This is a genomic window from Streptomyces sp. NPDC002793 (genome assembly GCF_040295485.1).
Classification (GTDB): Bacteria; Actinomycetota; Actinomycetes; order Streptomycetales; family Streptomycetaceae; genus Streptomyces.
Map to the genome: position 1 here is coordinate 98,097 of NZ_JBEOVL010000010.1, position 26,279 is coordinate 124,375.

The window sequence follows — 26,279 nt, forward strand, 5'->3', positions numbered from 1 at the left end:
GCGCCTCGCAGTCATCCCAGATCCCGCAGTCACGAGAGCTCCACGCGGGTGTCCCTGTGAACCTTGGGAGTCAGGCAGACATGACCCAGCAGTCAGTGGAACCCAGGACCGGCACGGAGGGCGCGGGCTCCGGCTCGCGCGTCCCCGCCGGGCGGTCCTGGCTCGACCGGTACTTCCACATATCCGAACGAGGATCGACCGTCGCGCGCGAAGTGCGCGGCGGCGTCACGACCTTCATGGCCATGGCGTACATCCTCCTGCTCAATCCGCTCATCCTCGGCGGCAAGGACGTCGACGGCCAACTGCTCGGCCAGTCGGGTCTGATCACCGCCACCGCACTCGCGGCGGCGGCCACCACCCTGCTGATGGGTTTCATCGGCAAGGTCCCCCTCGCCCTCGCGGCGGGACTGAGCGTCTCCGGCGTGCTCGCCTCCCAGGTCGCACCGGCCATGACCTGGCCACAGGCCATGGGCATGTGCGTGACCTACGGACTGGTGATCTGTCTGCTGGTCGTCACCGGTCTCCGCGAGATGATCATGAACGCCATCCCGCTCGCGCTGAAGCACGGCATCACCATCGGTATCGGTCTCTTCATCGCGCTCATCGGCCTGTTCAAGGCCGGCTTCGTCCACAAGGGCGAGGCCACGCCCCTCTCCCTCGGTCCGGCGGGTGAGCTCGCCGGATGGCCCGTACTGGTCTTCGCGGTGACCCTGCTGCTGATCTTCATGCTGCAGGCGCGCGACGTCCCGGGCGCGATCCTGATCGGCATCGTCGTCGGGACCCTGGCCGCGATCGTCGTCAACGCCGTCGCCGGCGTCGACCCCCGGGCGTGGAGCAGCGGCCCGCCCGAGCTGAGCGGCAGCGCGGTCTCCCCGCCCGACTTCTCGCTCTTCGGGAACGTCGAGTTCGGCGGTTGGGGCGACGTCGGCGCGATGACGGTCGGCATGATCGTCTTCACGCTCGTGCTGGCCGGCTTCTTCGACGCGATGGCCACCATCATCGGGGTCGGCACGGAGGCGAGGCTCGCGGACGACAAGGGCCGGATGCCCGGCCTGTCGAAGGCGCTGTTCATCGACGGGGCGGGCGGAGCGATCGGTGGAGTGGCCGGCGGCTCGGGCCAGACGGTGTTCGTCGAGTCGGCGACCGGCGTCGGCGAGGGTGCCCGCACCGGTCTCGCCTCCGTCGTCACCGGGCTCTTCTTCGCCGCCTGCCTGTTCTTCACCCCGCTCACGGCGATCGTGCCGGCCGAAGTGGCCTCCGCCGCCCTGGTCGTCATCGGCGCCATGATGATGCAGAACGCCCGGCACGTGGACTGGGGCGATCGCTCCGTCGCCGTGCCGGTCTTCCTCACCGTGGTCCTGATGCCGTTCACCTACACCATCACCGCCGGCGTCGCCGCGGGCGTCATCTCGTACGCGGCCATCAAGCTCGCCCAGGGCCGGGCCCGTGACGTCGGAGCCTTCATGTGGGTCCTGACGCTGGTCTTCCTCGTCCACTTCGCCCTGCACCCGATCGAGAGCCGGCTGGGCGTCAGCTGACCCGGCCCGGCCCCCACGCCTCTGCCAGAAGGAGAACGCCATGCTGGACATCGCCGAGGAGCTCCACAGGTGGGTCGGGCAGGGACGTGCGTTCGCCGTGGCCACGGTGGTGGCCGTCGGCGGCAGCGCGCCCCGGCAGCCGGGTGCCGCGCTCGCCGTCGACAGCGAGGGCACGGCCGTCGGCTCGGTCTCCGGCGGTTGTGTGGAGGGGGCGGTGTACGAGCTGTGCCGACAGGCCCTCGACGACGGAGTCACCGTGCGCGAGCGCTTCGGCTACAGCGACGAGGACGCCTTCGCCGTCGGCCTGACCTGTGGCGGCGTCATCGACGTCCTGGTGACACCGGTGCGTGCGGACGACCCCGCACGCCCGGTGTTCGCAGCCGCGCTCGCCGCCGCCTCGCAGGGCCGGGCGGCGGCGGTCGCCCGGGTCACCGAGGGCCCGGAGAGCCTGCTCGGCAGGCCCCTGCTCGTCCACGCGGACGGCACGCACGCGGGCGGGCTCGGAGGACACCCCGAGCTCGACCGCACGGCCGCCGCCGAGGCCCGCGCGATGCTCGACGCGGGCCGCACCGGAGAGGTCGTCATCGGGGCCGAGGGCTCCCGCTGCGGCAGCCCTCTCACGGTGCTCGTCGAATCGAGCGTCCCGCCGCCCCGGATGATCGTCTTCGGGGCCATCGACTTCGCCGCCGCCCTGGTGCGGGCCGGCCGCTTCCTCGGCTACCGCGTCACCGTCTGCGACGCCCGCCCGGTCTTCGCCACGGCGGCGCGCTTCCCCGACGCCGACGAGATCGTGGTCGACTGGCCGCACCGCTACCTCGCCACCACCGGTGTGGACGCGCGCACGGTGCTCTGCGTGCTCACCCACGACGCCAAGTTCGACGTTCCGCTCCTGGAACTGGCCCTGCGGCTGCCGGTCGCCTACGTCGGCGCGATGGGCTCGCGCCGCACCCACCTGGAACGCGCGGAGCGGCTGCGCGAGGCCGGGGTCACCGACCGGCAACTGGCCGCGCTGCGCTCGCCGATCGGGCTGGACCTCGGAGCCCGTACGCCGGAGGAGACGGCCCTGTCGATCGCGGCCGAGATCGTCGCGGACCGGCGCGGCGGCACCGGTCTGCCGCTGAAGGGCGCACACACCCCGATCCATCACGAAGGCCGCACACCGCCGGCCCCGATGGCCTGAAATCGACCCTTCGACGGCCGGTCAGGACCGCTGATCACGTCGGGCGGATTGCCGCCACGGCGGATTCACGCCAGGGATGAACCATCCGTGGCCCGGGATTTACCGGTAGATCAACTGCATGACATTTTCCCTCTCCTCCGTTTCCGGCCGGGCGAGACCCGCTCGCGCGGGACGCAGAGCCCTGCTCATAGCGACCTCGGTCGCACTCGTGAGCGGCGCCATGCTCCCCGCGGCCGGATCCGTCGCCGCCGCCCCGAAGCCGCCGACCGCTGAGGACCGCCGCGGTCCCGAGGTCCGCGACTACGACATCACGCTGGTCACCGGCGACGTCGTCCACTACGCGGACGGCGCGGGCAGCCAGGACACCGTCACCGTCGACCGCCCCGACGGTGCGAAGGGCGGCGTGCACGTGCAGCAGGCCGGGGAGGACATCTTCGTCATCCCCGACGAGGCCAGTGCCCTCATCGCGGCGAAGAAGCTGGACCGGCGGCTGTTCAACATCTCGACGCTGGTCGAGATGGGGTACGACGACGCACGCTCCGGTGGCATCCCGCTCATCGCCACCTACTCCGCGGCCACGGCACGTTCCCTTCCCGCCGCCCCGCGCGGCAGCGAGACCGTCCGCCGCCTGGAGTCGGTGAACGGCGCCGCGCTGAAGACCGACAAGGACGACGCCCGCGCCTTCTGGAGCGACATCTCCCGTATGGAGAAGAGCCGTTCGCTGGACAAGGGCATCGCCCAGCTCTGGCTCGACGGCAAGGCCGAAGCGGTCCTCAAGGACTCGGTGCCGCAGGTCAACGCCCCGCAGGCCTGGGCCGCCGGCTTCGACGGCAAGGGCACCACGGTCGCCGTCCTGGACACCGGCATCGACGAGGACCACCCCGACGTCAAGGACCGCATCACCCAGGCCAAGAGCTTCATCCCGGGTGAGGAGGTCGACGACAAGCACGGCCACGGCACCCATGTCGCCTCCACCATCGCCGGCTCGGGCGCGGCCTCGGACGGCGCCAACAAGGGCGTCGCGCCCGAGGCCGACCTGATCGTCGGCAAGGTCCTGAGCGACGAGGGATCCGGCGCCGACTCCGGGATCATCGAAGCCATGGAGTGGGCGAAGGCCGAAGGGGCCGACGTCGTCTCCATGAGCCTCGGGTCCAGTGTCCCGGACGACGGCACCGACCCCATGGCCCAGGCCGTCAACGCGCTGTCCGCCGACGGCGGACCGCTCTTCGTGGTCGCCGCGGGCAACGCCTACGGCGCCGGCACCATCGGCTCGCCCGGCTCGGCGGACAAGGCGCTCACCATCGCCGCCGTCGACAAGAACGACAACCGGGCCGAATTCTCCTCCATGGGCCCGCTCGTCCGCTCCTACGGTCTGAAGCCGGACCTGTCCGCGCCCGGCGTCGGCATCAACGCCGCCGCCTCCCAGTCCGCCCCCGACGCCACGGGCATGTACCAGGCGATGGACGGCACCTCGATGGCCACGCCGCACGTGGCCGGCGCGGCCGCGATCCTGAAGCAGCGCCACCCCGAGTGGTCGGGCCAGCGCATCAAGGACGCGCTGATGAGCTCGTCCAAGCAGCTGCCCGCCTACACGCCGTACGAGCAGGGCACCGGCCGCCTCGACGTCAAGGCCGCCATCGACACCACGATCGAGGCCACCGGGTCCGTCGCCGTCGCCGCCTACAGCTGGCCGCACAGCGCCGACGACGAGGTCGCGCAGCGCACCATCACCTACCGCAACACCGGTGACGCGGACGTCACCCTCGACCTGGCCACCGACACGGACGCCGAGGCGTACACCCTGTCGGCCTCCGAGGTGACCGTCCCGGCGGGCTCCACGGCCGAGGCCGTCCTCTCGCTCGACCCCTCGAAGGTCGCGAACGACACCCGCTTCTCCGGCCAGGTCGTCGCCGCCGACGCCTCCGGTGCGACCGTCGCCCACACCGGCTTCGCGCTCCAGAAGGAGCAGGAGCTGTACGACCTGACCTTCCGTCTGCGTGACCGCTCGGGCAAGCCGATGGACGGCAACGTCGTCTACGCCACGCTCGGTGACCCGCAGCTCAGCGTCGCCCAGGTCTCCGGAGAGACCACCCTCCGGCTGCCCCCGGGCAACTACACCGCCTGGACCTCCGCCGACATCGACGGCGACACGGCCGACTCGAAGGCCATCGCCTTCCTGATGGCCCCCGAGACGGTCCTCGACAAGTCCACCACCGTCACCCTGGACGCCTCGAAGGCCCGCAAGGTCTCCGTGCGCACCCCCGAGGAGACCGAGAACCGCCAGCTCCGCTACGACATGGCGCGCACCGCTCCGAACGGCATCGTCCACCGCGACGCGTTCCAGATCCCGACGGCGTACGACCAGTTGTGGGCGAGCCCCACGAAGAAGGTCACCCAGGGCGACTTCAGCTTCCTGACCCGGTGGCGTCAGGGCGAGGAGCAGATCGACGTGTCGGCCGGCGGCCGTGACGTCCCCGTCACCCCGCAGGGCGGTTCCCTCGTCGCCGAGAACAGCGAGCGCAAGCTCACCGCCGTCTTCGCGGGCAACGGCGCGGCCTCCGACTACAAGAAGCTGTCCGTCAAGGGCAAGGCCGTGGTGATCAACCGCAGCGATGCCGTCGCGCCCGCCGACCGGCTGGCCAACGCGCTCGCCGCGGGCGCCTCGGCGCTGTTCGTCGTCAACGACGGACGGGGCGTGCTGCTGGAGAGCTACGGCGCGGAGACCACCGTCCCGGTCGCCTCCGTACAGCGCCTCGCGGGCGCGAAGCTCGTCGAGACCGCCCGCAAGGGCGGGAAGATCGACGTGGACCAGCGGAAGTTCGCGCGCTACGTCTACGACCTGGTCGACCGTCACGACGGTGTGGTCCCGGACCGCTCGCTGGCCTTCGCCCCGACCGCCCGGCAGCTCGCGAAGGTGGAGAACACCTACTACGGCCACCAGGACGCCCTCGGCGCCGGTTTCCGTTACGACATCCCGGACTACGGCCCCGGCATCGGCTTCCTGGAGTACGAGAAGTTCCCGGGCACCCGTGCCGAGTGGGTCACGCCGCTGCCCGGCGCCTCCTACTGGTACGAGAACCACACCGTGTACGACACCCGGACCGGCCAGGACGGGCAGGAGGTGCGCAGCACCGAACTCGACTACCAGGCCGGCCGCACCTACCGCGAGGACTGGTTCGCCCCGGTGACCGGCCCGCGGCTCGGTACCGCCTACTGGGGCCCGTTCCGTACGTCGTACAACGACATCCAGTTCAACATCACCCCGTGGACCGACTCGGGCGAGGGCCACTCCGGTGCGATGCCCGGGGAGGAGTACGACACCACCTCCTACGCCTTCTACCAGGGTGACACCCTGGTCAAGAGCGGTGCGGGCCGCGCCGGTTACGCCTGGGACCTGTCGGGTGAGTCGCTGCCCTACCGCCTCGTCCTCGACGCGACGCGTGACGAGGCCACCTGGAAGACCTCGACGCGCACCCACACCGCGTGGGACTTCGTCTCGGGCTCCCTGCCCGAGGGCACCGCGCGGGCCGACATCCCGCTGCTCCAGCTCGACTACGACGTCGACACCGACCTGGCGGGCGACGTCAGGGCCGGAAAGCAGACCGAGGTCGGTCTGGCGTCCGGCACCCAGGACTGGCTGGACGGCGCCGTGAAGGCGACGAAGGCATCGCTGTCGGTCAGCTACGACGAGGGCGCCACCTGGAACAAGGTGGAGCTGCGCAAGAAGTCGTCCGGCGAGTGGACGGCGAAGTTCAAGACGCCGAAGAGGGCGGACTCCGTCTCGCTCAAGGCCCACGCCGAGGGGCCCGGAGGCCTGGCCGTCGACCAGGAGATCATCAAGGCCTTCGGCCTGAAGTGATTCTCTGACGGTCATCCGCTGAAACACCTGGTCGAGGTGGTTCCGCGCCCCCCCTGGTGGGGGTGCGGGACCACCTCTTCTTCACGCATTTTTGAAGATCAAATTATGTCTGCTTCGCCCGTATGAGGTGGGTCATAACCCCGGCAGAGCCGGCGTGAACCCGGGGACGGCGACGGCCTCACCGGCGGCGGGCCGCCCGCTCCCGTGCCTTGCGCCGCGCGACCGTGTACGTCGACCAGTCGCCCCGATGCCGGTCGCAGCGGGAGGCGTCCTTCATCGCCAGCCGACGGCACCGTGTGCCCTTCTGGGTGAGTGCCCCGCATGCCGACTGCGTACGAGCCATGTCCGACCGCCCTCCGAATCCCGTCGGCCCCGTGCCGACGGCGCCCAGAATCGCCCGCGGACGCGGCACGGCGGAAGGCGTGCCCGCGCCTTCCGGGTGCGCACCGGAGCGCGTGGGTGGTGGGGACGGTTCCCGGAACCGGCCGCCGTGGTCCGGGGCTGCGGGGATCAGAGCCCGGACTGCAGCGCCCTCCAGGTGTCGGGACCGACACTGCCGTCGGCCGACAGCTTCCGGGCCGTCTGGTAGTCGCGGACGGCCCTGTCCGTGGCGGTGCCGAAGGAGCCGTCGACGGCCACGGTTCTGCCCAGCGCCGCGGTCAGTGCCCGCTGCAGACGCTTGACCGCGTCACCCGAGGAACCGGAGACGAGCGTCGGGGTGGTGCCGGCGGAGAGCAACGCGGTCCAGGTCTTCGGGCCGACCACACCGTCGGCGCCGAGGCCGCGCGCGGTCTGGAACGCCCGTACGGCGCCGTCGGTGAGCGAGCCGAAGATGCCGTCCGCGGCCCCCGCTGTGTATCCCTGACGGTTCAGCAGCGTCTGCAGCGCCATCACCTGCGGACCCTGCGAGCCCGTCTTCTGGATCGCGTACGACGGGAAGGTCAGCACGTCGCCCCCGCCTGCGGAACCACCGACGAGCTGCATGTAGTAGGCCCAGTTCCAGTTCGCGCCGGGGTCGGTGTGGTCGTTCCCCGGGACCTCGACGTGTCCGACGATGTGCGAGCGGTCCTTGGGGATGCCGTACCGGTCGCAGAGGTACGTCGTCAGTGCCGCCGACGAGCGGTACATCGTGTCGGTGAACCACGACGGGTCGTCGACGAAGCCCTCGTGCTCGATGCCGAGCGACGAGGCGTTGGCGCTCTTGGCGTGGTAGGCGGTGTCCGCGTCGCGCACCATCTGGGTGATCTGGCCGTCCGAGGAGCGGACCACGTAATGGGAGCTGACCTTCGACGTGGCGTTCTGGAACCAGCTGATGGTTCCGGCGTACGAGCCCTGCGTGACGTGGATGACCACCTTGTCGAGCGCAGCCGCGCGGCCCGTCGCGAAGTTGGCGGAATTGGCCGCCACCCAGAGCGCCGAAGGGTAGTCCGGGCTCTGCGCGGTGACGTCGGCCTTCGCGAGGGGACCCTTGTCGGGGGAGACCGGGCGGGAGGTGACCGAGATCCGCTCGCCGCCGGTGACGGTGGTCCGCAGCCCCTGGGCGAGGAAGGTGTAGACCGTGTCCGCGTAGAGGGCGGCGATCGCGCCCTCGGCCCCGCTGTAGCGGGCGACGGCCGGATACCAGGCGTCCACGTCCGTCCGCTCGGCCTCGTCCAGGCCCAGCGCGTCGGCGTGGCTGCGCAGGACGGCGGCGCCGCCCAGGATGTTGGCCTCGGTGTCCTCGCGCAGGTCGGTCATGGACTCGCCGGTCAGCGCGGCGGCCTTCTCCAGGGAGCGGTTGACGGGGTTGCTCACCAGGTGCATCACGCCGTAGCCGTTGTCCTGGCTGGGGCGCCCGGCGTGCCCGTCCAGGTGCGTCTCGCCGTAGCCGACGGCCGCGAGCAGGTCACGGGGTACGCCGAATTCCTCGGCGGCCTGCTCGAAGGCCTGGTTCATGGGATCCGCGGTGGCGGGTGCGGCTCCGGCCGGGTGGCCGGTGGCGACGAGGGCGGTGACGGTGAGAGAGGCCAGCACGGCTGCGCGGCCTCGGGTGTGGCCGGCGGGACGTCGGGGCATAGCTGCTCCAGGTCTGTGGGGGAGAGGAAGGCCGCCGGACCGGTGAGTTCGGCCGAGGGCCGCTGAGCCCGCACAGGCTATCCATGTGTCCAGGGCATGACAATGGCGCCACGCGGCGCCCAAATCCCTTTCACCCCAATGGAGTTGGGGTGAAGCGGCGGGCGGTGGCTGCGTCCCCGCAGCCCGGCGCGCACCGGGCGGCGAGGGACCGGTCCGACCGTACGTCCGCGCCCGCCGCGTCTTCCGCCGCTCCGGCACGGTGGAATCGCACACCTGGCCGTCCACCCTCCTCACGGGGGAACGGGGTCGGGAACGGAGGCCGCGAAGGCGTATAAAGGGTCCCTCCCGAGCAGCCGGCGTCCTCGACGGCCGTCTCACCCCCCACGCGGCCGGCGTCACCGCGTACCGAGAGCGGAGGAGCATCCCCATGAGCACCTCGGAAGAGATCAGCGCCTTGCTCGTCACCAGATTCGGAACCGACCCGGAGGCCATCCGGCCCGAGGTGCCGCTCCGGCAGCTGAAGCTGGACTCGCTCGCGCTGGAGGAGCTCAGGCTCCACATCGAGGACCGGATGGACATCGACCTGGAGGACGTCGTCCTGTCGTCGCGTGACACCGTCGGCCAGCTGATCGCGGCCGTCTGCAGCAAGGCCGGCGCGTGACGGGCCGCAGGACGTACGCACACGGCTCCGTCCGGCCGTTCGCCGCCGCGGTCACCGGCATCGGCCTGGTCACCGCCGCGGGCGTGGGGACCGAGAACGCCTGGCGAGGCGTGTGCGGCACGACGGCCGCCCCTTCCGTACGGCACCTGCCCGAACTCGAGGGGCTGCCGTGCGACTTCATGTACGTCGTGGACGGCCTGGACGCGAAGGCCGCCCTGGGCGTCGCCGCGCAGCGCCTGATGGACCGCTTCTCGCAACTCGCCGTGATCGCCGCCCGCGAAGCGGTCGCCGACGCCGGGCTCGACCCCGCGGTCTGGGACAGCGGACGGGTCGCCGTCGTCATCGGCTCCGCCCACGGCGGCCTGCCCTTCTACGACGAACAGCACACCACCCTCACCGAGCGCGGCGCCCGGCGCGTCTCCCCGAAGCTCGCCCCGCTGACCGTCGTCAACGGCGCCGCCAGCAGCGTCGCCATGGACCTGGGTGTCCACGGACCCAGCCAGGCCGTCTCCACGGCCTGCTCGTCGGGCACCGTGGCCATCGGCACGGCCCACCAGATGCTCCGCACCGGCGCCTGCGACATCGTGGTCGCGGGCGGCGCCGAATCGGTCCGCTCCCGGCTCCTGATCGCCAGCGCCTGCCAGATGCGGGCCGTCTCGACCCGCCGTGACGACCCCCAGGCCGCCTGCCGGCCCTTCGACACCCACCGCGACGGATTCGTCGTCGGTGAGGGTGCCGGCCTCCTCGTCATGGAGCACCCCGAGCACGCCCGTGCCCGCGGCGCCACCGTCCGCGCCCACGTCGCCGGCTACGGGGCCTCCAGCGACGCCCACTCCGCCGTCGCACCCGACCCCGAAGGGCTCGGCGTCGAGCGCGCGCTGCGCACCGCCCTGGCCGACGCGGGCGTCGGGGGCGCCGACATCGGCCACGTCAACGCCCACGGGACGTCCACCGTCGCCAACGACCGCATCGAGGCGACCATGCTGCGCCGCGTCCTCGGCGAGCACCCCCTCGTGACCTCGACGAAGGCGATGACCGGGCACACCCTGGGGGCCGCCGGTGGCATCGAGGCGGCCCTGACCGTCCTCGCGCTCCAGCACCAGCTCGTCCCGCCGACCGGCAACCTCGACGCCCCCGACCCCGACATCCCCGTCGAGGTGGTGAGCAAGGAGGCCCGGCGTGCCTCGTTCGACTGCGCCGTCAAGACGTCGCTCGGGTTCGGCGGCCACAACGCGGCGCTCGTGCTCACCCGGGCCTGACGGGAGGCGAGGAGCATCATGCCCGAGGAGATCATCCGGTCCCTGGCGGTGGACGGAGTGCGTTACCGCTACCGCGTTCTGCCCCGTGACCCGGCCGCCGGCGGAGCACCGGTCACCGAACCCGTTCTCGTCATCGGCGGCGCCCTCCAGGGCATGTACGGCTGGCCGCAGATGGACGACCACCTGAGCCCGTCGGCCGACGTGGTGACCGCCGACCTGCCCGGTATGGGCTCGGCGGATCCTCTGCCGCCGGGGCCCAGCGCCCCCGTGCTGCGCGCGGCGGTGGCCGGGATCATCGACGACCTCGGTGCCACCGGAATCAACCTCTTCGGCTTCTCCTACGGCGCGGCCATCGCCTTCGGCTACGCGCAGCACGATCCGGAGCGCGTCGTCCGGCTCGTCCTCGGCGGCGTGCCCACCCACATCGGTGAGGCCGGTCGGGCCTACTGGCACCGGGCGACGCAGGTGCTGGCTGAGGGGGACCCGGAGGGTTTCGCGGCGCTGGCCGCCGACGGGCTGATGTGCCTGGACCCGGAACGGCCCGTGCACCGCAGGGAGCTCGCCCGGCGCTATGTGCGACGTTCCTTCCTGCACGCGCTCGCCCACTCGGAGCACGCGGTCGAGTCGCTGCGGCGGGCACTCGCCGACCGGCCGGACTTCTCCGGCGGGCTGTCGGGCGTACCGGCCCTGGTCTTCGCCGGGGAACACGACACGGTGACCGCGCCGGAGCTGCAGCGGGAGTTCGCCGGGACGATCGAGGGGAGCCGCTTCCTCACCCTCCCGGAATCCGACCACTGGGTCGTGCTGGAGCGTTCCGACGAGGTCGCCGCCCTGGTGACCCGCTTCTTCACGGACCAGCCGCTCGACCCCGTCGTGGCCCTGCTGCCGCACCAGGCGCGGGCCGGTGAGGCCGTCCCGGCGGTGTCCCCACCCGTATCGCCCCCGCGCCCCGGTCCGCCCACACCGCGTACGGCGCCCCGGTGAACTCCCCCACGGCGGGCGGGGCGCAGCACGGTACGGATGGCGGCCCCGGCCGGGGCCGCCACCCGGGATGTCAGTGCCGGGGTCCCTTGCCCTTGACGTCGATCCGCACGATCTGCGGGTCGTGGTCGCTCGCCTGCTCGGCGAACTCCGCGTTGATGTGCACCACGTCGTAGTCGAAGCGGCGGACGCCGGGGCTGGTGAGGATGTGGTCCAGCGTCTGTGAGTTGCCGTCGTAGACGTAGCTGTACCGCTCGTTCGCGGGCAGCGTGGTGATCAGTGGTGTGAGCACCTTGCCGGCGGTCAGCGTGCGCATCGTGGGGGAGAAGGCGAAGTCGTTCAGGTCGCCGAGCGTGACGACCCGGGCCGACTTGTCCGCCTTCAGCAGCGAGGTGACGAAGGTGTTGACCTCCGCCGCCTGCCGCACGCGCTGCGTCTCGGAGCTGCGCACCGGCTCCTGGTAGCGGCCGTGCAGGGACTGGTCGCCGCCCTTGGACGCGAAGTGGTTGGCGATGACGAAGACGCTCTCGCCGCGGAAGCGGAACTCGCCCACCAGCGGCTTGCGGCTGTTGTCCCAGGCCGTGCTCGCGGGGTTGATCCGGCCGGGCGAGACGGAGAGCGTGGCGCCCTTCCTCGTCTTCACCGCCTGCACGGCGGTGGTCGCGTCGCCGCCCGGACGGTCCACGAAGTCGACCCGGTCGGGGTCGAAGAGGAAGACGTTACGGATGTTGCCGCCGGGCTCGCCGCCGTCCCGTCCGTCCTCCGGGGCCACATAGCGCCAGGCGTACCTGGGGCCGCCCGCGGCGGCGATCGCGTCCGTGAAGCGCTTGAGCGTCGCTTCGGAACCCACGGTGCCGTCGTTCTCCGCGCCGTTGTCGTCCTGGATCTCCTCCAGGGACACGACGTCCGGGGACGCGAGGCTGACCGCCACACCCCGGGCGAGTGTGTCGAACTTCGACTGCGCGTCTCCCGCGTCGAGGTTCTCCACGTTGTACGTGGCGACGGCGAGTTCCCCGCGCTTCTGCTTCCGCGTCACCTCGCGCTCCAGGCCGTTGTCCCGCAGCGCACCCAGCTCGGTGGCCTGGACGTTGTAGCCGCCGTACGACGCGTAGTCGAGGACCCCGGTGGTGGAGCCGGACAGCACGTCGCCCACGTCCGCGACCGGTACCGGCCGCGCGGCGTCCAGCGACATCACCTTGAGGCGGCCGGTGTTCGGGTCCTCGTAGGAGGCGTACAGGGTGCCGCCGCGCCGGGTCGGGTTCTCGCCCGGCTTCACCGTCACCCAGATCTCGTCGTACGCGGTGGTGGCACCCGTCACCCGGGTGTCGGCCATCGTGACGCGGGCGCCCTCGAGGGACTCGTACAGATCCAGGGCGTACGCCTCCGGGGCGAGGGCGAGCGCCTCGATCGAACCGCCGCCGGCCGTCGGCACGTAGGCGTCCGGTACCGAGGAAGGATCGAGGAGGACAGCCTCCGGCAGGGTGTTGCCGGCGGACAGGACCGTCGTCAGCGGCGCGGTGATCTGGGTGAGCGACTGGGCTCCGGTGGCCGGGTAGTACTCGGCGACCTTGCCGCTGACCAGCACCGAGTCGCCCACGGCGACAGCGGGAGCCACGGAGCCGGTGTAGACGAACAGGCCCTCGCTCGTACGGGCGTCGTCGTCAGGCGCGGTGTCCTGGATCCAGAACCCGCGTGACCCCGTGGTCCGTACGCCGGTGACCACGCCCGGAACTCCGGTGACCGGCCGGCCCGCGAGCGGGGAGAGCCGGGACGTGCCCTGGATGTCGTGCACCCGCACCGTGCCCGGCTCGGTCGGTCCGCCGGGCTCGCCCGGTCCGGAGCCGCCGGCGGTCTCGCCCGCCGCGTTCACGGGTGTCGGGGTTCCCGCCGTCAGGTCGGCGGCGTTGTCGTCGGTGTCCGCCAGGGAGGTGCCGCGCGCCACGGAGGCGGTGGCGGAGGCGCCCGGCACCGGCCCGGCACCCTCACGCACGACCGCGGAGCCGTAGCCGACGAGGTCGACGATCCGGGTGTCGGCGGCGCAGTCCGCAGCCGTCCTGCACGTCAGCGGGGTCGTGCCGGTGACGAGCGCGACGGTGCCGCTCGCCGCGGACATCGCGGTCGTGCCGGTCGCGTCGGCGGCGGGCAGGCCCACCGTGCCACCGGTGCCCGTGGCCTGCGCGACGAGGTAGCGCCCGCCCGGCGCGACGGCGCCGGACAGCGCGGAGACCTGCCACAGCGATCCGGCGGAGGGGCTGCCCGGCAGGTACTGGACGCTGAGGCCGGACAGGCCGAAGGCGCTCCCGCCGGCGTTGGCCAGCTCGATGTAGTCACGGGTGAGCGTGGCACCGGAGTTGCCCCCGCCGCCGTACACCTCGGAGATGACGGCCGACGTCGACGGTGCCGCGGAGGCGGCGGGCAGCGCGGTCACCGACAGGGTCACGGCGACGGCGGTGGCCAGCAGGGCGGAGCCGGGTCTGGCTATGTGCACGGGAACTGCCCCCAAATGTGTAGTGAGGGGCCAAAAACTATGCGCGTAGACCTGGCGTGGCAAGAGACCGGAGGTTAATGCCGGGCGTCATTACCGCGCCCGCCGGACCGTCGGGGCCCGCGGCACGAGCGGTTCTCCGGTTCAGCGCCAGGAGAGGTTCCGCCACGGGCTCCCTTCGCTCCCGGTCAGCAGGCGGTGCGCCGTGACGTTGTCCTGGTAGTAGTCGCCGTAGTCCTCACCGTCGAACCGCAGCACACGGCCCAGCGCGTACCCCGCGGAGAAGTCCTCCCAGGAGCGGTAGGCCGACTTGCTCAGCGCACCCGCGTACACGATGGCCTGCTCCGCCTCGTGCGGAACGCAGAAGCGGGCGGAGAGCCCCCAACGGGCCAGGTTCACGGCCCGCCCGTAGTCGTAGGCGACCGTCGTGGTGACCCGGCCGTCCGGTGCCAGCAGCCCGTCGGCACGGAACCGGGCCTCGTACCTGACGATGCGCCGGACCAGCTCCTCGATGTCCTTGACCGCGTCGTGGCCCGCCCCGATGTCCTGGGCGTGCCCGGCTGCCGTCTCGCGCCACAGGTCCGGGGAGGGCTGCTCGCCGAGCCCGGCCGCGAGCCGTTGACGCACCCGGAGTACGAAATCGGGCTCGGGCGGACTGTTCCGCGCGTCGAGGAGGGCGTCCAACTGCTCGCGCCAGCCGCTCGGTTCGGTGATGCCCCAGGAGTCGCGCAGCAGCTCTCGCTCCTGGGTGTACTCGCGGTAGACGGCGCCCACCTCGTTCCACGGAACCCCGTTGCCGACCGCCAGGTGGGCCCCGCACGCCAGCCCGTAGGCCAGCGGACCGTGGAGCGCCCCGTGCCGCAACGCGATCAGCCGGTCGCCCCTGGGGCGGTCGTTCTCCGCGTGGTAGCGCAGCCACAGCGCTCGGTGCGGGGGCGTGGCCGCGAAGAGGGTCTGGGCCGGTGTGCCCGCGTTGACGGACAGCAGCTGATGCGGATTCGGCCAGTCGATCTCCGCCACCCATTTGAGGGAGACCCCGTGGAACACCCATTCCGGATGCCACGGCGGCAGCATCCCCCGGGTGAGGACCCCTCGGCAGCTCCGGCCGGCCTCGTCCCGGTGCGAGCGCCACATGATGCTGTCGGGATCGGAGTCCACCTCGGCCTTCGGGGCCATGATGTAGAGCTCCTCGCCCGCCAGCACGCGCAGTTGGGCCTCCGCGTCGCCGCGCGCTCCCGCCTCGTGCAGCAGGTGTTCCGTCACGGACGGCGGCACCCAGGGGGCGCCGTGGGCGCCGTGGGACGGCAGGGAATTCATGACCAGTCGATGTTCCGGTAGGGGCTGTTGAGGTCCTGGGTCAGGATGCGGTGCTGGGCGAGTGACTGCTCGTACTTCACCCCGGTCGCATCGTCCGCGTCGAAGTGCATCACTCGGGCCAGCGAGTAACCGAGGGAGAACTCCGCCCAGGAGCCGTACGCCTGTCTCGCCAGGGAGCCGGTCCGCAGCACGGCCTCTTCCGCCTCCCGCGGATCGCACAGGCGCGCGCCCAACGCGAGCCGTACGACGTTGACCGCCCTCCCGAGGTCGAAGGCGGCCAGGGTGTCGACCCGTTCACCGGCGCCGAGTACGCCGTCCGCACGGAACCGGTCCTCGTACGTGACGGCCAGCCGCAGCGCCTCATGGGCCTCGGCCGCGTCCGACGCCGTGGCCTGGCGGCGCGTCAGGGCGTCCGAGAGCGCGGCGGCCCACTCCGGGGCCGTGGGGGTGCGGCCCAGCCGTCCGGCGAGCGAGTGCCGGATCCGGAGGACCGACTCGTACGTACGACCGACGAGCCGGGTGGCCAGCAAGGCTTCGAGGGTCTCGCGGTACGCGGCGCGGTTCAGCACGCTCCAGGGGTTGCGGAGCCGGGCACGATCCGTCCCGTACCCCTCGTAGGCGGCCCCCAGGTCGTTCCAGACGAGGCCGTTGTGCACGGCGAGATGGGCGCCGGCGGCCAGACCGTGTGCGACCGGCCCGTGCAGCGGACCGGCCCGGTGGGTCAGCAGCACGCCGCCCCGCGGCCCGCCGGACCGCGCGTGCGCCTTCGACCACGCCCGGCGGCGCCCCGGCCCGGCCGCGAGGGTGACGGCGTGGGGCGTGCCCGGATTGACCGCCAGCCGTCGCACTCCGTCCGGCCAGCGGCGCGCGAGCTCGTCGAGCCCGATCGCTTCGAACACCCAGTCGGGGTGCCAGGGCGGGAGCATGCCGGCGGTCAGCACCGTGACACACATCCGGCCGGGGGCCGTGGGATCCGGCTGCGTGGGCAGCGGGGGAGTGTAGCCGGGAGTGTCCGCGTGCAGCCGGGCGACGAGCGCGTAGAGCCTGCTCCCCGCCAGGGCGTCCAGCAGCGTGTCCCGGTCGCCGGACTCCGCCGCGTCGTGCATCAGTGCTTCCGTCCCGGTCGGCGCACCCGCCCCCGGTGCCCCCGCTCTCGTGGTTCCCGTCCCCGTCGTCACGGTCGGATCCTACGGAACGCCATTGGCGGCCGGGGAGGTGGCCCGGGGGCCCGGAGCACGGGGAGGGTCAGGCGGACGGCGTCCGGGCGGGATGCACGGCCAGGGAGAAGGAGTGCCCGGCCGGGTCCGCGTAGACGCGGACGTCGCGGGGGCCGCTGTTGTCACGGGCCTCCACCGGCCGGGCGCCGAGGCCGACCGCCTCGCGCTCGGCCTCGTCCATGTCACCGCGGTCCACCAGGATGCGGAGATGGGCCTGTTGGGAGTCCTCGGGGCGGGGCCAGCTGGGCGGGGCGTAGCCGTGATCGCGGCGGATCGCCAGACACACACCGCTCCGGCCGACGATCTCGACGAAGTCGGGATCGTCCCCCATCCGCGTCTCGGCGCCCAGCAGCGCGGCGTAGAACCCGGCGAGCTCCACGTGCTCGGCACAGTCCAGGACCAGAACACTCGTCTTCGCGACAGTCATGCTTGCACGGGTACCCGCGAAGCGGCCGGACAGGCCGGCCGACGGCCGACCGGGGCCCGCGGAACGCCCGCACGGCGCGCCCGGACGTCGATCCGGGAGCCGCGTCCTAGGGTGCGGATCATGGCAGCGAGCGCGGGGAACCGGGACACGGCCTCTTCCGGCACCGGCCCTGACGACCCCCGTCGCTGGCGTGCCCTCGCCGTCTGTCTCGTGGCCGGCTTCATAACGCTGCTCGACGTCTCCATCGTCAATGTGGCTCTGCCGTCCATCAAGGAGGGCCTCGACACCCCGGAGTCCGACCTCCAGTGGGTGCTGTCCGGCTACGCGCTCGCCTTCGGTCTCGTCCTCATCCCAGGGGGACGCCTCGGCGACGCGCGGGGTCGGCGTGCGGTGTTCATGGCGGGACTCGCCCTCTTCACCCTGGCGTCCGCCGCCTGCGGGGCCGCCCAGTCCAGCCTCTGGCTCGTCGTCGCCAGGCTCCTCCAGGGCGCGGCCGGCGGACTGCTCTCACCCCAGATCTCCGCACTGATCCAGCAGATGTTCTCCGGACGTGAGCGGGGCCGCGCCTTCGGGATGTTCGGCACCGTGGTCGGCATCTCCACCGCAGTCGGCCCACTCCTCGGCGGCCTCCTGATCCAGGTGGCCGGGGCACAGGAGGGCTGGCGCTGGGTGTTCTACGTCAACCTGCCGATCGGGATCGTCTGCCTCCTGCTGGCCCGGCGGCTGCTCCCCGACACCCCGTCGGCCACCCGGGTACGCCCGCGCGACCTCGACCCCGTCGGTGTCGTGCTGCTCGGGGCGGGAGTCCTCGCCCTGCTGCTGCCCTTCGTCCAGGCCCAGCAGTGGCCGGGTGACGGCAAGTGGCTGCTCGTGGCCGTCGCCGCCGTCCTGCTCCTGGCCTTCGTCGTCTGGGAGTCCCGCTGCACGCGACGGAACGTCCAGCCGGTGCTGGACCTGTCGCTCTTCCGGCTCCGGTCCTTCTGGCTGGGCTGCCTGATGATCCTGCTGTACTTCGCCGGCTTCACCTCGATCTTCTTCATCAGCACGCTCTACCTGCAGTCCGGGCTGCACTACAGCGCCCTGGAGGCCGGCCTCGCGATCACCCCGTTCGCGCTGGGCGCCGGGGCGTCGGCGAGCATCGGCGGCAGGCTGGTCGGCCGCTTCGGGCGGCCCCTCATCGTCGTGGGACTCACCATGGTGGCCGCCGGACTCGGACTCACCGCCCTGGCCGCGCACCTGGTGCCGGGCAGGGGCGCCGGGCTCGCGATGGCGGCCCCGCTGCTGCTGGCCGGCCTGGGCAGCGGCCTGGTCATCGCACCCAACCAGACCCTCACGCTCTCCGAGGTGCCCGTCCACCACGCGGGCAGCGCCGGAGGCACCCTCCAGACCGGTCAGCGCGTCGGCTCGTCCATCGGCATCGCCGCCGTGGGCGCGCTCTTCTTCGCCCAGCTGGGCGACGGCGACTGGGCCGCGGCGTACGACCACGGGCTCCTCGTCTCGGTCGTGTTCGTCCTCGCGGCACTGGCCGTCGCCCTGGCCGACGTCGCGGCGGGCAGGCGGGGAAAGAGACGGTCAGAAACGCCTGACTCCATGGACTCCACGGACGCCACCGACGCCCCGAAGGGAACACCATGAGCGACACCGAGGACCAGCAGCAGCGCGGCAACACCTCGTACGGCCACAAGCCCTTCAAGCGCTCGCGCAGCCACTTCGCCGACCGCATCACCGCCGACGGCCGTGACGGCCGGCGCGTCGAGGCGGGCCGCTACCGCCTGGTCGTCAGCAGGGCCTGCCCCTGGGCGAGCCGGGCCCTGGTGTCACGCCGGCTGCTCGGGCTGGAGAGCGCCCTCTCCCTGGCCGTCGCCGACCCCATCCAGGACGACCGCAGTTGGCGCTTCACCCTCGACGAGGGCGGCAAGGACCCGGTGCTCGGCATCGGCTACCTGAGCGAGGCCTACGACGCACGGGAGCGCGGCTACCCGGGAGGGGTGAGCGTGCCCGCGATCGTCGACGTACCCACCCGGACCCTCGTCACCAACGACTACCAGCAGATCACCCTGGACCTGGCCACCGAATGGACCGCACTGCACCGCCCCGGAGCCCCCGACCTCTACCCGGAGCGGCTGCGCGACGAGATCGACACGGTGATGGACGGCATCTACCGGGACATCAACAACGGGGTCTACCGCGCGGGATTCGCCGCGGGGCAGGGTGAGTACGAGGCTGCGTACGTCGACGTGTTCCACCGTCTGGACCTGGTCTCCGAACGCCTCGCCGGACAGCGCTACCTGGTCGGTGACACTCTCACCGAAGCCGACATCCGGCTGTTCACCACCCTGGTGCGCTTCGACGCCGTCTACCACGGACACTTCAAGTGCAACCGTTCGAAGCTCGCCGAGGACCCCGTCCTGTGGGCGTACGCCCGCGACCTCTACCAGACCCCCGGTTTCGGCGACACCGTCGACTTCGACCACATCAAGCGGCACTACTACCAGGTGCACACCGGCATCAACCCGACCGGCATCGTGCCGCTCGGCCCCGACCTCTCGGGCTGGCTGACTCCGCACCACAGGGAGCAGCTGGGCGGCCGCCCGTTCGGCGACGGCACCCCGCCCGGACCGGTGCCGCCCGGCGAGGAGGTCCCGGCGCGGGGGCGCCCCTGACCGGCTCACTCCACGCGCGGGGGCGGGGTGTTCACCGCCGCCAGCGGGGAACGGGCGAGGACGACACAGCCGACGGTGATCAGAGCCGCCCCGGCCAGCTGGGGCAGCAGCCACCAGCCGGTCCGCAACTCCTCGCCGAACAGGGTCACCCCGTAGGCGATGCTGATCAGTGCGTCCCCGAGCGTCAGCATCGGCTGCACCGCCACCAGCGAGCCGGCCTGCAGCGCGTTCTGCAGGAGGAACAGCGCGCCCACGCCGGCCACCGCGGTGGCGTACAGCTGCCACGCCGTCAGCAGGCCGGCCACGCCGTCGCCGTCCAGCCGCGCCATGGCGTCCTTCATCAGCGCGGCGGTCAGCGCGTACCCGCACGCCGAGGCCAGCCCCAGCAGCGCGGCCCGGGCGTCGCCGGAGGTGCCGAGCGCCGCGGCGATCAGCACGGCCTCGAAGACGCCGGTCACCACCAGGGCCGGGATCCAGGCCGCCCCGTGCACGTCGTCACTGCCACCGACCGGCGCCGCGGCGGCCATGGCGAGGGCCAGGCCCAGCGTCACGGCGGCCACCCCTGCCCAGATCTGGCGCGAGACCCCGGCCCCCATGACGAACCCGGCGACGAGCAGGGTCGCGGGCAGCTCGATCACGAAGATCGGCTGGACGACGGCGATGGGGCCCGTGGCCAGCGCCACCGCCTGGAAGACGGCGGCGAGGACCACGAGAGCGATCCCGGCGAGCCACACCTTCTGCCGAAGCAGATGACCGAACAGGGACAGTCGCATCGCCTTGCCGGCGGGCACCTGGAGGGCGGCGCGACGTTGGAGCACCGAGGCGGTGCCGTTGCTGAGCGAGGTCAGGACGGCGAACAGGATACTGATCACCGCCCCATCATGCGGGCCGATGCCGCCCTGACGGCGGTGCCGCGCACCCGTGCGAGTGTCGCCGGTGCGGGGCCGGTGTCGGAGGGCACGCGTAATCTGACGGACCATGGCCACCGGATGCGCTCCCGTACTGTCCACCCGTGCGCTCAACAGGGCCACGATGGAACGCCAGTTGCTGCTCCGCCGTACCGCCGTGCCGGTGAAGGACGCGGTCGGCCGCCTGGTGGGCCTGCAGGCCCAGAACACCAGGCCGCCCTACTTCCAGCTCTACTCCCGGCTGGAAGGCTTCGACCCGGCCGCACTCTCGGCGCTGATGGAGTCCCGCGAGGTGGTCAGGATCGTCACCCTCCGCTCCACCATCCACACCCACACCGCCGAGGACGCCCTCACCCTGCGCCCCCTGGTCCAGCCCGCACGCGACCGGGAGCTGAACGTGTTCCGGAGCGGGCTGGCGGGTGTGGACCTGGACCGGCTCGCCACGCTGGCCAGGGAGCTCGTGGAGGAGCGGCCGCGCTCCATGAAGGAGTTGCGGGAGGCACTGCTCCCGCACTGGCCGCAGGCGGATCCCCGGGCCCTCGCGGTCGCCGCCCGATGCCGCCTGCCGCTCGTCCAGGTCACCCCGCGCGGGCTCTGGGGACGCAGCGGGCAGGTCGCCCTGACGACCGCCGAGCACTGGCTGGACAGCGCGCCGCGGCCCGCGGCCTCGCCCGACGCGACCGTGCTGCGCTACCTCGGCGCCTTCGGTCCTGCCTCCGTGAAGGACATGCAGATGTGGGCGGGGCTCACCCGGATGCGGGAGGTCTTCGAACGCCTGCGGCCCCGGCTCGTCACCTTCCGCGACGAGAACGGCGTCGAGCTCTTCGACCTGCCCGAAGCCCCTCGCCCCGACCCCGACACCCCGGCCCCGCCACGCTTCCTCCCCGAGTTCGACAACGTCCTCCTCGGCCACGCCGACCGGACCCGCGTGATCCCGCCCGCGTACAGGGGGCGCAACGGTGTCGGGAACCAGGCCTACGGAACCGTCCTGGCCGACGGCTTCCTGGCCGCGCTCTGGCGCCTCGACGCGAGCGCGGACGACGCGGTCGTCACCGTGCAGGCCCTGGGTGAGCTGGACCGGACCACCCGCGAGGAGATCACCCAGGAGGCCGTGGAGATGCTGACGGTCATGTCCCCGGCGCCCGCGTACGACGTCCGGTTCGACACCTTCGTCGACTTCGGGGACTGATCCTCACGGCAGCAGCCCCGCACGGCGCGCCGCCACCACCGCCTCCAGCCGGGTGTGTGCACCCAGCTTCCGCATCGCGGACCGCAGATAGCTCTTCACGGTCTCCGGCCGCAGCCCCAGCCGTCCGGCCGTCGCGGCGTTCGTCGCCCCCGACGCGACGCAGGCGATCACATCCACCTCACGCGGCGCCAGCCGTACCAGCCCGGTCTCCGGACCCCGGTCCGCCCCGGCGGCCGACGCGAGCCGCCCGCACACCGCGAGCAGTTCCCCGCGCAGCGACGCGTCCACGATCTTCGGGGCCAGGGCCCGCAGTTCGCGATGAGCCTCCCGGACGTCCTCCCAGGTGCCGGCACCCGCGCCCGGTTCGGTGATCTGCTCCCGGGTCGCGGCCAGGAGCTGCCGTACCTCGTCCCGGACGGCCAGGGCCTGCTCCACGTCCCGCGCGGCCGAGGCCGCCGCGTCGAACGCGCGGTCCCCGAGCGTGAGCGGCTCGCGCAGCGCCCCGTACAGCACACCGCGCACCGTCCGGCGTACGACGACGGGCACCGCGACGACCGAGCGCAGGCCCTCCGCCGCGACGGCCGTGTCGTACTCATGGCTGATGTGGCGCGAGGACGGGTAGTCCGTGACCGCGCACGGCCGTGACAGTGCGATCGCCTTACCGCCGAGCCCGCTCCCCGCCGAGATGACGAGCCCGCGCAGGGCCGGGGTCTGGGCACCGCTCAGCTCGGCGATCATGGCGCGGCGGGCGTCGGACAGCAGCCCGCCGAAGACCACCGGCAGTCCGCTCGTCCGGCGCAGCCTCAGCAGGGCCGCCCGCAGCTCGGTCGCCTCGCCCGGTTCCGCCACGCCGATGCCTCTCCGCCCTGTCCGCCACCCCTGTTCGGGGGTGGTGAGATCCAGGTCACTGTTCGCATGATGTTAAAGGACGCGTTCGTAATGAGGAGGGCACATGCCGGCAACGAGTGCGACGGAGACGTTCCGGGCGGCCCGGGACTTCCTGATCGAGCACCGTGAGGACTACACCACGGCGTACGAGGGCTTCAGCTGGCCCCGCCCCGACCACTTCAACTGGGCGCTCGACTGGTTCGACGTCATCGCCGAGAACAACGAGCGCACCGCTCTGCACATCGTGGAGGAGGACGGGGAACGCACCGAGGTGTCCTTCGCCCGGATGGCCGCCCGCTCCGACCGGGCGGCGAACTGGCTGCGGGCCCAGGGCGTCGCCGCGGGTGACCGGATCCTCGTCATGCTCGGCAACCAGGTGGAGCTGTGGGAGACGGCACTGGCCGCGATGAAGCTGCGTGCCGTCGTCATCCCCGCCACCCCCCTGCTGGGGCCGGCCGATCTCCGCGACCGGGTCGAGCGAGGCAGGGTCCGCCACGTCCTCGTGCGGTCGGCCGACACGGCGAAGTTCGACGAGGTGCCGGGCCACTACACCCGGATCGCGGTCGGTGCCGACACCGAGGGCTGGCTCTCCTACAGCGGGGCCGACGAGGCGCCCGCGACGTTCACCCCGGACCGGGAGACGGACGCCGACGAACCCCTGATGCTCTACTTCACGTCGGGCACCACGGCGAGTCCGAAGCTCGTCGAGCACACCCATGTCTCTTATCCCGTGGGCCACTTGTCGACGATGTACTGGATCGGCCTCAAGCCCGGTGACGTCCATCTGAACATCTCCTCGCCCGGCTGGGCGAAGCACGCCTGGTCGAACCTCTTCGCGCCGTGGAGTGCCGAGGCCACCGTCTTCATCTTCAACTACACCCGCTTCGACGCCGCCCGGCTGATGGCGGAGATGGACCGCTCGGCGATCACCAGCTTCTGCGCCCCGCCCACGGTCTGGCGGATGCTGATCCAGGCCGACCTCGCTCAGCTGAAGACACCGCCGCGCGAGGTCGTGGCGGCCGGTGAGCCGCTCAATCCCGAGGTCATCGAGAGCGTCCGGCGCGCCTGGGGCGTCACCATCCGCGACGGCTTCGGCCAGACGGAGACCGCCGTGCAGGTGGCCAACACCCCCGGACAGCGGCTCAAGACGGGGTCGATGGGACGGCCCAGCCCCGGCTTCGTGGTCGAGCTGCTGGACCCGGTCTCCGGTGCGCCGGGTGTGGCGGAGGGGGAGATCTCCCTCGTCCTGTCCGCGGCGCCCGTCGGCCTTATGACGGGCTACCACGGGGATCCGGACCGTACGGCGGAAGCCATGGCGGGCGGCTACTACCGCACGGGGGACATCGGAGCACGGGACGAGGACGGTTACATCACCTATGTCGGCCGGGCCGACGACGTGTTCAAGGCCTCCGACTACAAGATCTCGCCCTTCGAGCTGGAGAGCGCCCTGCTGGAGCACGAGGCGGTCGCCGAGGCCGCCGTCGTGCCCGCCCCCGACCCGCTGCGGCTGTCCGTCCCGAAGGCGTACGTGGTGCTCGCCGAGGGCTGGGAGCCAGGACCTGGCACGGCGAGGGTGCTGTTCCAGCACTCACGGGCGGTCCTCGCCCCCTACAAGCGCATCCGGCGGCTCGAGTTCGCCGAGCTGCCCAAGACCGTCTCGGGGAAGATCCGCAGGATCGAGCTGCGCGAGCGCACCGCGCAGGGCACGGGCGTCGAGTTCGACGAGGGGGACCTGCGGTGAACGGCCTCTCCTACGCGCACGGAACCGGCGAAACGGCTCTGCTCGGCGACACCATCGGACGCAACCTGGACCGTGCGATCGAGACGTACGGGGAGCGGGAGGCCCTGGTCGACGTGGTGTCCGGGCGCCGCTGGACCTACACCGCGTTCGGTCACGCCGTCGAGGAGCTGGCCCGGGGGCTGATGGCGTCCGGGGTGGCCAAGGGGGACCGGGTCGGCATCTGGGCGGTCAACTGCCCGGAATGGGTCCTCGTCCAGTACGCCACGGCCCGGATCGGCGCGGTCATGGTCAACATCAACCCGTCCTACCGCGCGCACGAGCTGGAGTACGTGCTGAAGCAGGCCGGTGTCTCCGTCCTGGTCGCCTCGCTCGCCCACCGCACCAGCGACTACCGCGCGCTCGTCGGGCAGGTCCGCGCCGACTGCCCGGAGCTGCGGTCCGTCCACTACATCGACGACCCCTCCTGGGGCGAGCTGACTGCCGCGTCCGCATCCGTGACGTCGGAGCAACTCGCGGCTCGCGAGGCTGAGTTGTCGTGCGACGACCCGATCAACATCCAGTACACCTCCGGGACCACCGGCTTCCCCAAGGGGGCCGTCCTCTCCCACCACAACATCCTCAACAACGGCTTCTTCGTGGGGGAGATGGTCGCCTACACCGAACAGGACAGGGTCTGTCTTCCGGTGCCCTTCTACCACTGCTTCGGCATGGTCATGGGGAACCTCGCCATCACCTCGCACGGTGCCTGCATCGTCATCCCCGCGCCGGCCTTCGAGCCCGCCGCCGTACTGGACGCCGTCCAGCGGGAGCGCTGCACCTCGCTCTACGGGGTGCCCACGATGTTCATCGCGGAGCTCGACCTCCCCGGTTTCGACGCGTACGACCTCTCCTCGCTGCGCACCGGGATCATGGCGGGATCGCCGTGCCCGGTCGAGGTGATGAAGCGGGTCGTCGCGGAGATGCACATGGAGGAGGTGTCCATCTGCTACGGCATGACGGAGACTTCGCCCGTCTCCACGCAGACCCGCCGGGAGGACGACCTGGAGCGCCGCACGGGCACGGTCGGCCGGGTGATGCCGCACATCGAGGTGAAGGTCGTCGATCCGGTGGCAGGTGTGACCCTGCCGCGTGGTGAGGCCGGCGAACTGTGCACCCGGGGCTACAGCGTGATGCTCGGCTACTGGGACCAGCCGGAGCGGACAGCCGAAGTCGTCGACGCGGGACGCTGGATGCACACGGGGGACCTCGCGGTGATGCGGGAGGACGGGTACGTACAGATCGTCGGCCGGATCAAGGACATGATCATCCGTGGCGGCGAGAACGTCTATCCGCGTGAGATCGAGGAGTTCCTCTACGGCCACCCGAAGATCGCCGACGTCCAGGTGGTCGGGGTGCCGGACGACCGGTACGGCGAGGAGATCCTGGCCTGCGTCATTCCCCGTGATCCGGCCGACCCGCCGACGCTCGACGAGGTGAAGGCGTACTGCCGTGAGCAGTTGGCGCACTACAAGATCCCGCGCGGGCTGCGGATCCTGGAGGCGTTCCCCATGACGGTCAGCGGTAAGATCCGGAAGATCGAACTGCGGGAGGGGTACGGCGCGTAGCCCGTGCCGGGGGCGGCGGGGTCAGGCGGCCTCGATGATGCCGGAGCCTATGCCCTGGGTCGCCGCCGCCCACTCGATGAGCAGCACCTCGTACTCCGCTGCCTCCGTCGGGGTCCAGTCCTGGCCGGCACGGGAGTCGACGAGCGCACGGATCGCTTCGTTGGCCTCGACGACGGACGGGTGGACGGGCTGGGAAAGGAAGACGGAGGTGGGGTGAGTGGGAAGTCGGGGAGTTAAGACCATGCCTTCACTCTACGTCCTCATGCTGACAACAGCTCGAACATATGCGGCTGGCAGGGCACAGGTG

The 26,279-nt window shown here is 71.9% G+C and carries 20 protein-coding genes; 11 read left to right on the forward strand and 9 right to left on the reverse strand.

Translation table 11 applies throughout. From position 1 onward, the window contains the following. Window positions 1–80 precede the first annotated feature (80 nt). From ABT001_RS12285 to ABT001_RS12295, 3 genes are all read left to right on the forward strand, one after another. Window positions 81–1,538, forward strand: coding sequence for an NCS2 family permease (locus ABT001_RS12285; protein ID WP_351275794.1), 1,458 nt, complete (start codon window positions 81–83; stop codon window positions 1,536–1,538). Window positions 1,539–1,578: 40 nt separating this feature from the next. Then, complete coding sequence (locus ABT001_RS12290; RefSeq protein WP_351275796.1) at window positions 1,579–2,718, forward strand: XdhC family protein; 1,140 nt, start codon at window positions 1,579–1,581, stop codon at window positions 2,716–2,718. A gap of 220 nt (window positions 2,719–2,938) precedes the next feature. Then, entirely contained in the window at window positions 2,939–6,577 is a 3,639-nt protein-coding gene (locus ABT001_RS12295; protein WP_351276019.1) for a S8 family serine peptidase, read from the forward strand. Between the two features lie 178 nt (window positions 6,578–6,755). Here ABT001_RS12295 and ABT001_RS12300 read toward each other — a convergent pair whose 3' ends face one another. Further along, complete coding sequence (locus ABT001_RS12300; RefSeq protein WP_351275798.1) at window positions 6,756–6,920, reverse strand: hypothetical protein; 165 nt, start codon at window positions 6,918–6,920, stop codon at window positions 6,756–6,758. A gap of 167 nt (window positions 6,921–7,087) precedes the next feature. Then, window positions 7,088–8,632: a peptidoglycan-binding protein gene (locus ABT001_RS12305; RefSeq protein WP_351275800.1), complete on the reverse strand. Its 1,545-nt coding sequence runs from the start codon at window positions 8,630–8,632 to the stop codon at window positions 7,088–7,090. 427 nt (window positions 8,633–9,059) lie between these two features. On the opposite strand from ABT001_RS12305, the gene ABT001_RS12310 reads away from it, so the two are divergent. The 3 genes from ABT001_RS12310 to ABT001_RS12320 are packed head-to-tail and all read left to right on the forward strand — an operon-like array spanning window position 9,060 to window position 11,536. After that, window positions 9,060–9,293 (forward strand): acyl carrier protein, encoded by a 234-nt coding sequence (locus ABT001_RS12310; RefSeq protein ID WP_351275802.1) that lies wholly within the window; start codon window positions 9,060–9,062, stop codon window positions 9,291–9,293. Further along, window positions 9,290–10,552, forward strand: a complete 1,263-nt coding sequence (locus tag ABT001_RS12315; RefSeq protein ID WP_351275804.1) for a beta-ketoacyl-[acyl-carrier-protein] synthase family protein — start codon at window positions 9,290–9,292, stop codon at window positions 10,550–10,552. Before ABT001_RS12310 ends, ABT001_RS12315 begins: the two co-directional genes overlap by 4 nt. An 18-nt stretch (window positions 10,553–10,570) precedes the next feature. Then, window positions 10,571–11,536 carry an alpha/beta fold hydrolase gene (locus ABT001_RS12320; protein ID WP_351275806.1) on the forward strand — a complete coding sequence of 322 codons (966 nt, stop codon included), beginning with the start codon at window positions 10,571–10,573 and terminating at the stop codon, window positions 11,534–11,536. Between the two features lie 70 nt (window positions 11,537–11,606). Here the strand turns inward: ABT001_RS12320 and ABT001_RS12325 are convergent, their stop codons facing one another. From ABT001_RS12325 to ABT001_RS12340, 4 genes are all read right to left on the reverse strand, one after another. Continuing rightward, a complete protein-coding gene (locus ABT001_RS12325; protein ID WP_351275809.1) occupies window positions 11,607–14,021 on the reverse strand; it encodes a DUF8508 domain-containing protein in 2,415 nt (804 codons plus the stop codon). 141 nt (window positions 14,022–14,162) lie between these two features. Next, window positions 14,163–15,335: a DUF1266 domain-containing protein gene (locus tag ABT001_RS12330; RefSeq protein ID WP_351275811.1), complete on the reverse strand. Its 1,173-nt coding sequence runs from the start codon at window positions 15,333–15,335 to the stop codon at window positions 14,163–14,165. Continuing rightward, window positions 15,332–16,513 carry a DUF1266 domain-containing protein gene (locus ABT001_RS12335; RefSeq protein ID WP_502967458.1) on the reverse strand — a complete coding sequence of 394 codons (1,182 nt, stop codon included), beginning with the start codon at window positions 16,511–16,513 and terminating at the stop codon, window positions 15,332–15,334. The genes ABT001_RS12330 and ABT001_RS12335 overlap by 4 nt, the downstream gene beginning before the upstream one ends. A gap of 67 nt (window positions 16,514–16,580) precedes the next feature. Then, on the reverse strand, window positions 16,581–16,979 hold the full coding sequence (locus ABT001_RS12340; protein ID WP_351275813.1) for a VOC family protein: 399 nt from the start codon (window positions 16,977–16,979) through the stop codon (window positions 16,581–16,583). A 120-nt stretch (window positions 16,980–17,099) separates the two neighbouring features. On the opposite strand from ABT001_RS12340, the gene ABT001_RS12345 reads away from it, so the two are divergent. Together ABT001_RS12345 and ABT001_RS12350 are read left to right on the forward strand one after the other, a co-directional pair. Further along, window positions 17,100–18,614 carry an MFS transporter gene (locus ABT001_RS12345; RefSeq protein ID WP_351275815.1) on the forward strand — a complete coding sequence of 505 codons (1,515 nt, stop codon included), beginning with the start codon at window positions 17,100–17,102 and terminating at the stop codon, window positions 18,612–18,614. Then, on the forward strand, window positions 18,611–19,642 hold the full coding sequence (locus tag ABT001_RS12350) for a glutathione S-transferase family protein (protein WP_351275817.1): 1,032 nt from the start codon (window positions 18,611–18,613) through the stop codon (window positions 19,640–19,642). Before ABT001_RS12345 ends, ABT001_RS12350 begins: the two co-directional genes overlap by 4 nt. 5 nt (window positions 19,643–19,647) lie before the next feature. On the opposite strand, the gene ABT001_RS12355 is transcribed toward ABT001_RS12350, so the two are convergent. Beyond that, window positions 19,648–20,514 (reverse strand): DMT family transporter, encoded by an 867-nt coding sequence (locus ABT001_RS12355; RefSeq protein ID WP_351275819.1) that lies wholly within the window; start codon window positions 20,512–20,514, stop codon window positions 19,648–19,650. A gap of 106 nt (window positions 20,515–20,620) precedes the next feature. Here ABT001_RS12355 and ABT001_RS12360 point away from each other — a divergent pair, with 106 nt between their 5' ends. Next, the gene (locus tag ABT001_RS12360; protein WP_351275821.1) at window positions 20,621–21,739 is read left to right on the forward strand and encodes a winged helix DNA-binding domain-containing protein; all 1,119 of its coding nucleotides are present in this window, start codon (window positions 20,621–20,623) and stop codon (window positions 21,737–21,739) included. Window positions 21,740–21,742: 3 nt separating this feature from the next. On the opposite strand, the gene ABT001_RS12365 is transcribed toward ABT001_RS12360, so the two are convergent. Then, window positions 21,743–22,588, reverse strand: coding sequence for a response regulator transcription factor (locus ABT001_RS12365; RefSeq protein ID WP_351275823.1), 846 nt, complete (start codon window positions 22,586–22,588; stop codon window positions 21,743–21,745). Between the two features lie 103 nt (window positions 22,589–22,691). Here ABT001_RS12365 and ABT001_RS12370 point away from each other — a divergent pair, with 103 nt between their 5' ends. Further along, window positions 22,692–24,368 (forward strand): AMP-binding protein, encoded by a 1,677-nt coding sequence (locus tag ABT001_RS12370; protein WP_351275825.1) that lies wholly within the window; start codon window positions 22,692–22,694, stop codon window positions 24,366–24,368. Further along, window positions 24,365–25,972 (forward strand): AMP-binding protein, encoded by a 1,608-nt coding sequence (locus ABT001_RS12375; protein WP_351275827.1) that lies wholly within the window; start codon window positions 24,365–24,367, stop codon window positions 25,970–25,972. Before ABT001_RS12370 ends, ABT001_RS12375 begins: the two co-directional genes overlap by 4 nt. A gap of 21 nt (window positions 25,973–25,993) precedes the next feature. Here the strand turns inward: ABT001_RS12375 and ABT001_RS12380 are convergent, their stop codons facing one another. Further along, on the reverse strand, window positions 25,994–26,215 hold the full coding sequence (locus ABT001_RS12380; protein ID WP_351275829.1) for a hypothetical protein: 222 nt from the start codon (window positions 26,213–26,215) through the stop codon (window positions 25,994–25,996). Between the last annotated feature and the right edge of the window lie 64 nt (window positions 26,216–26,279).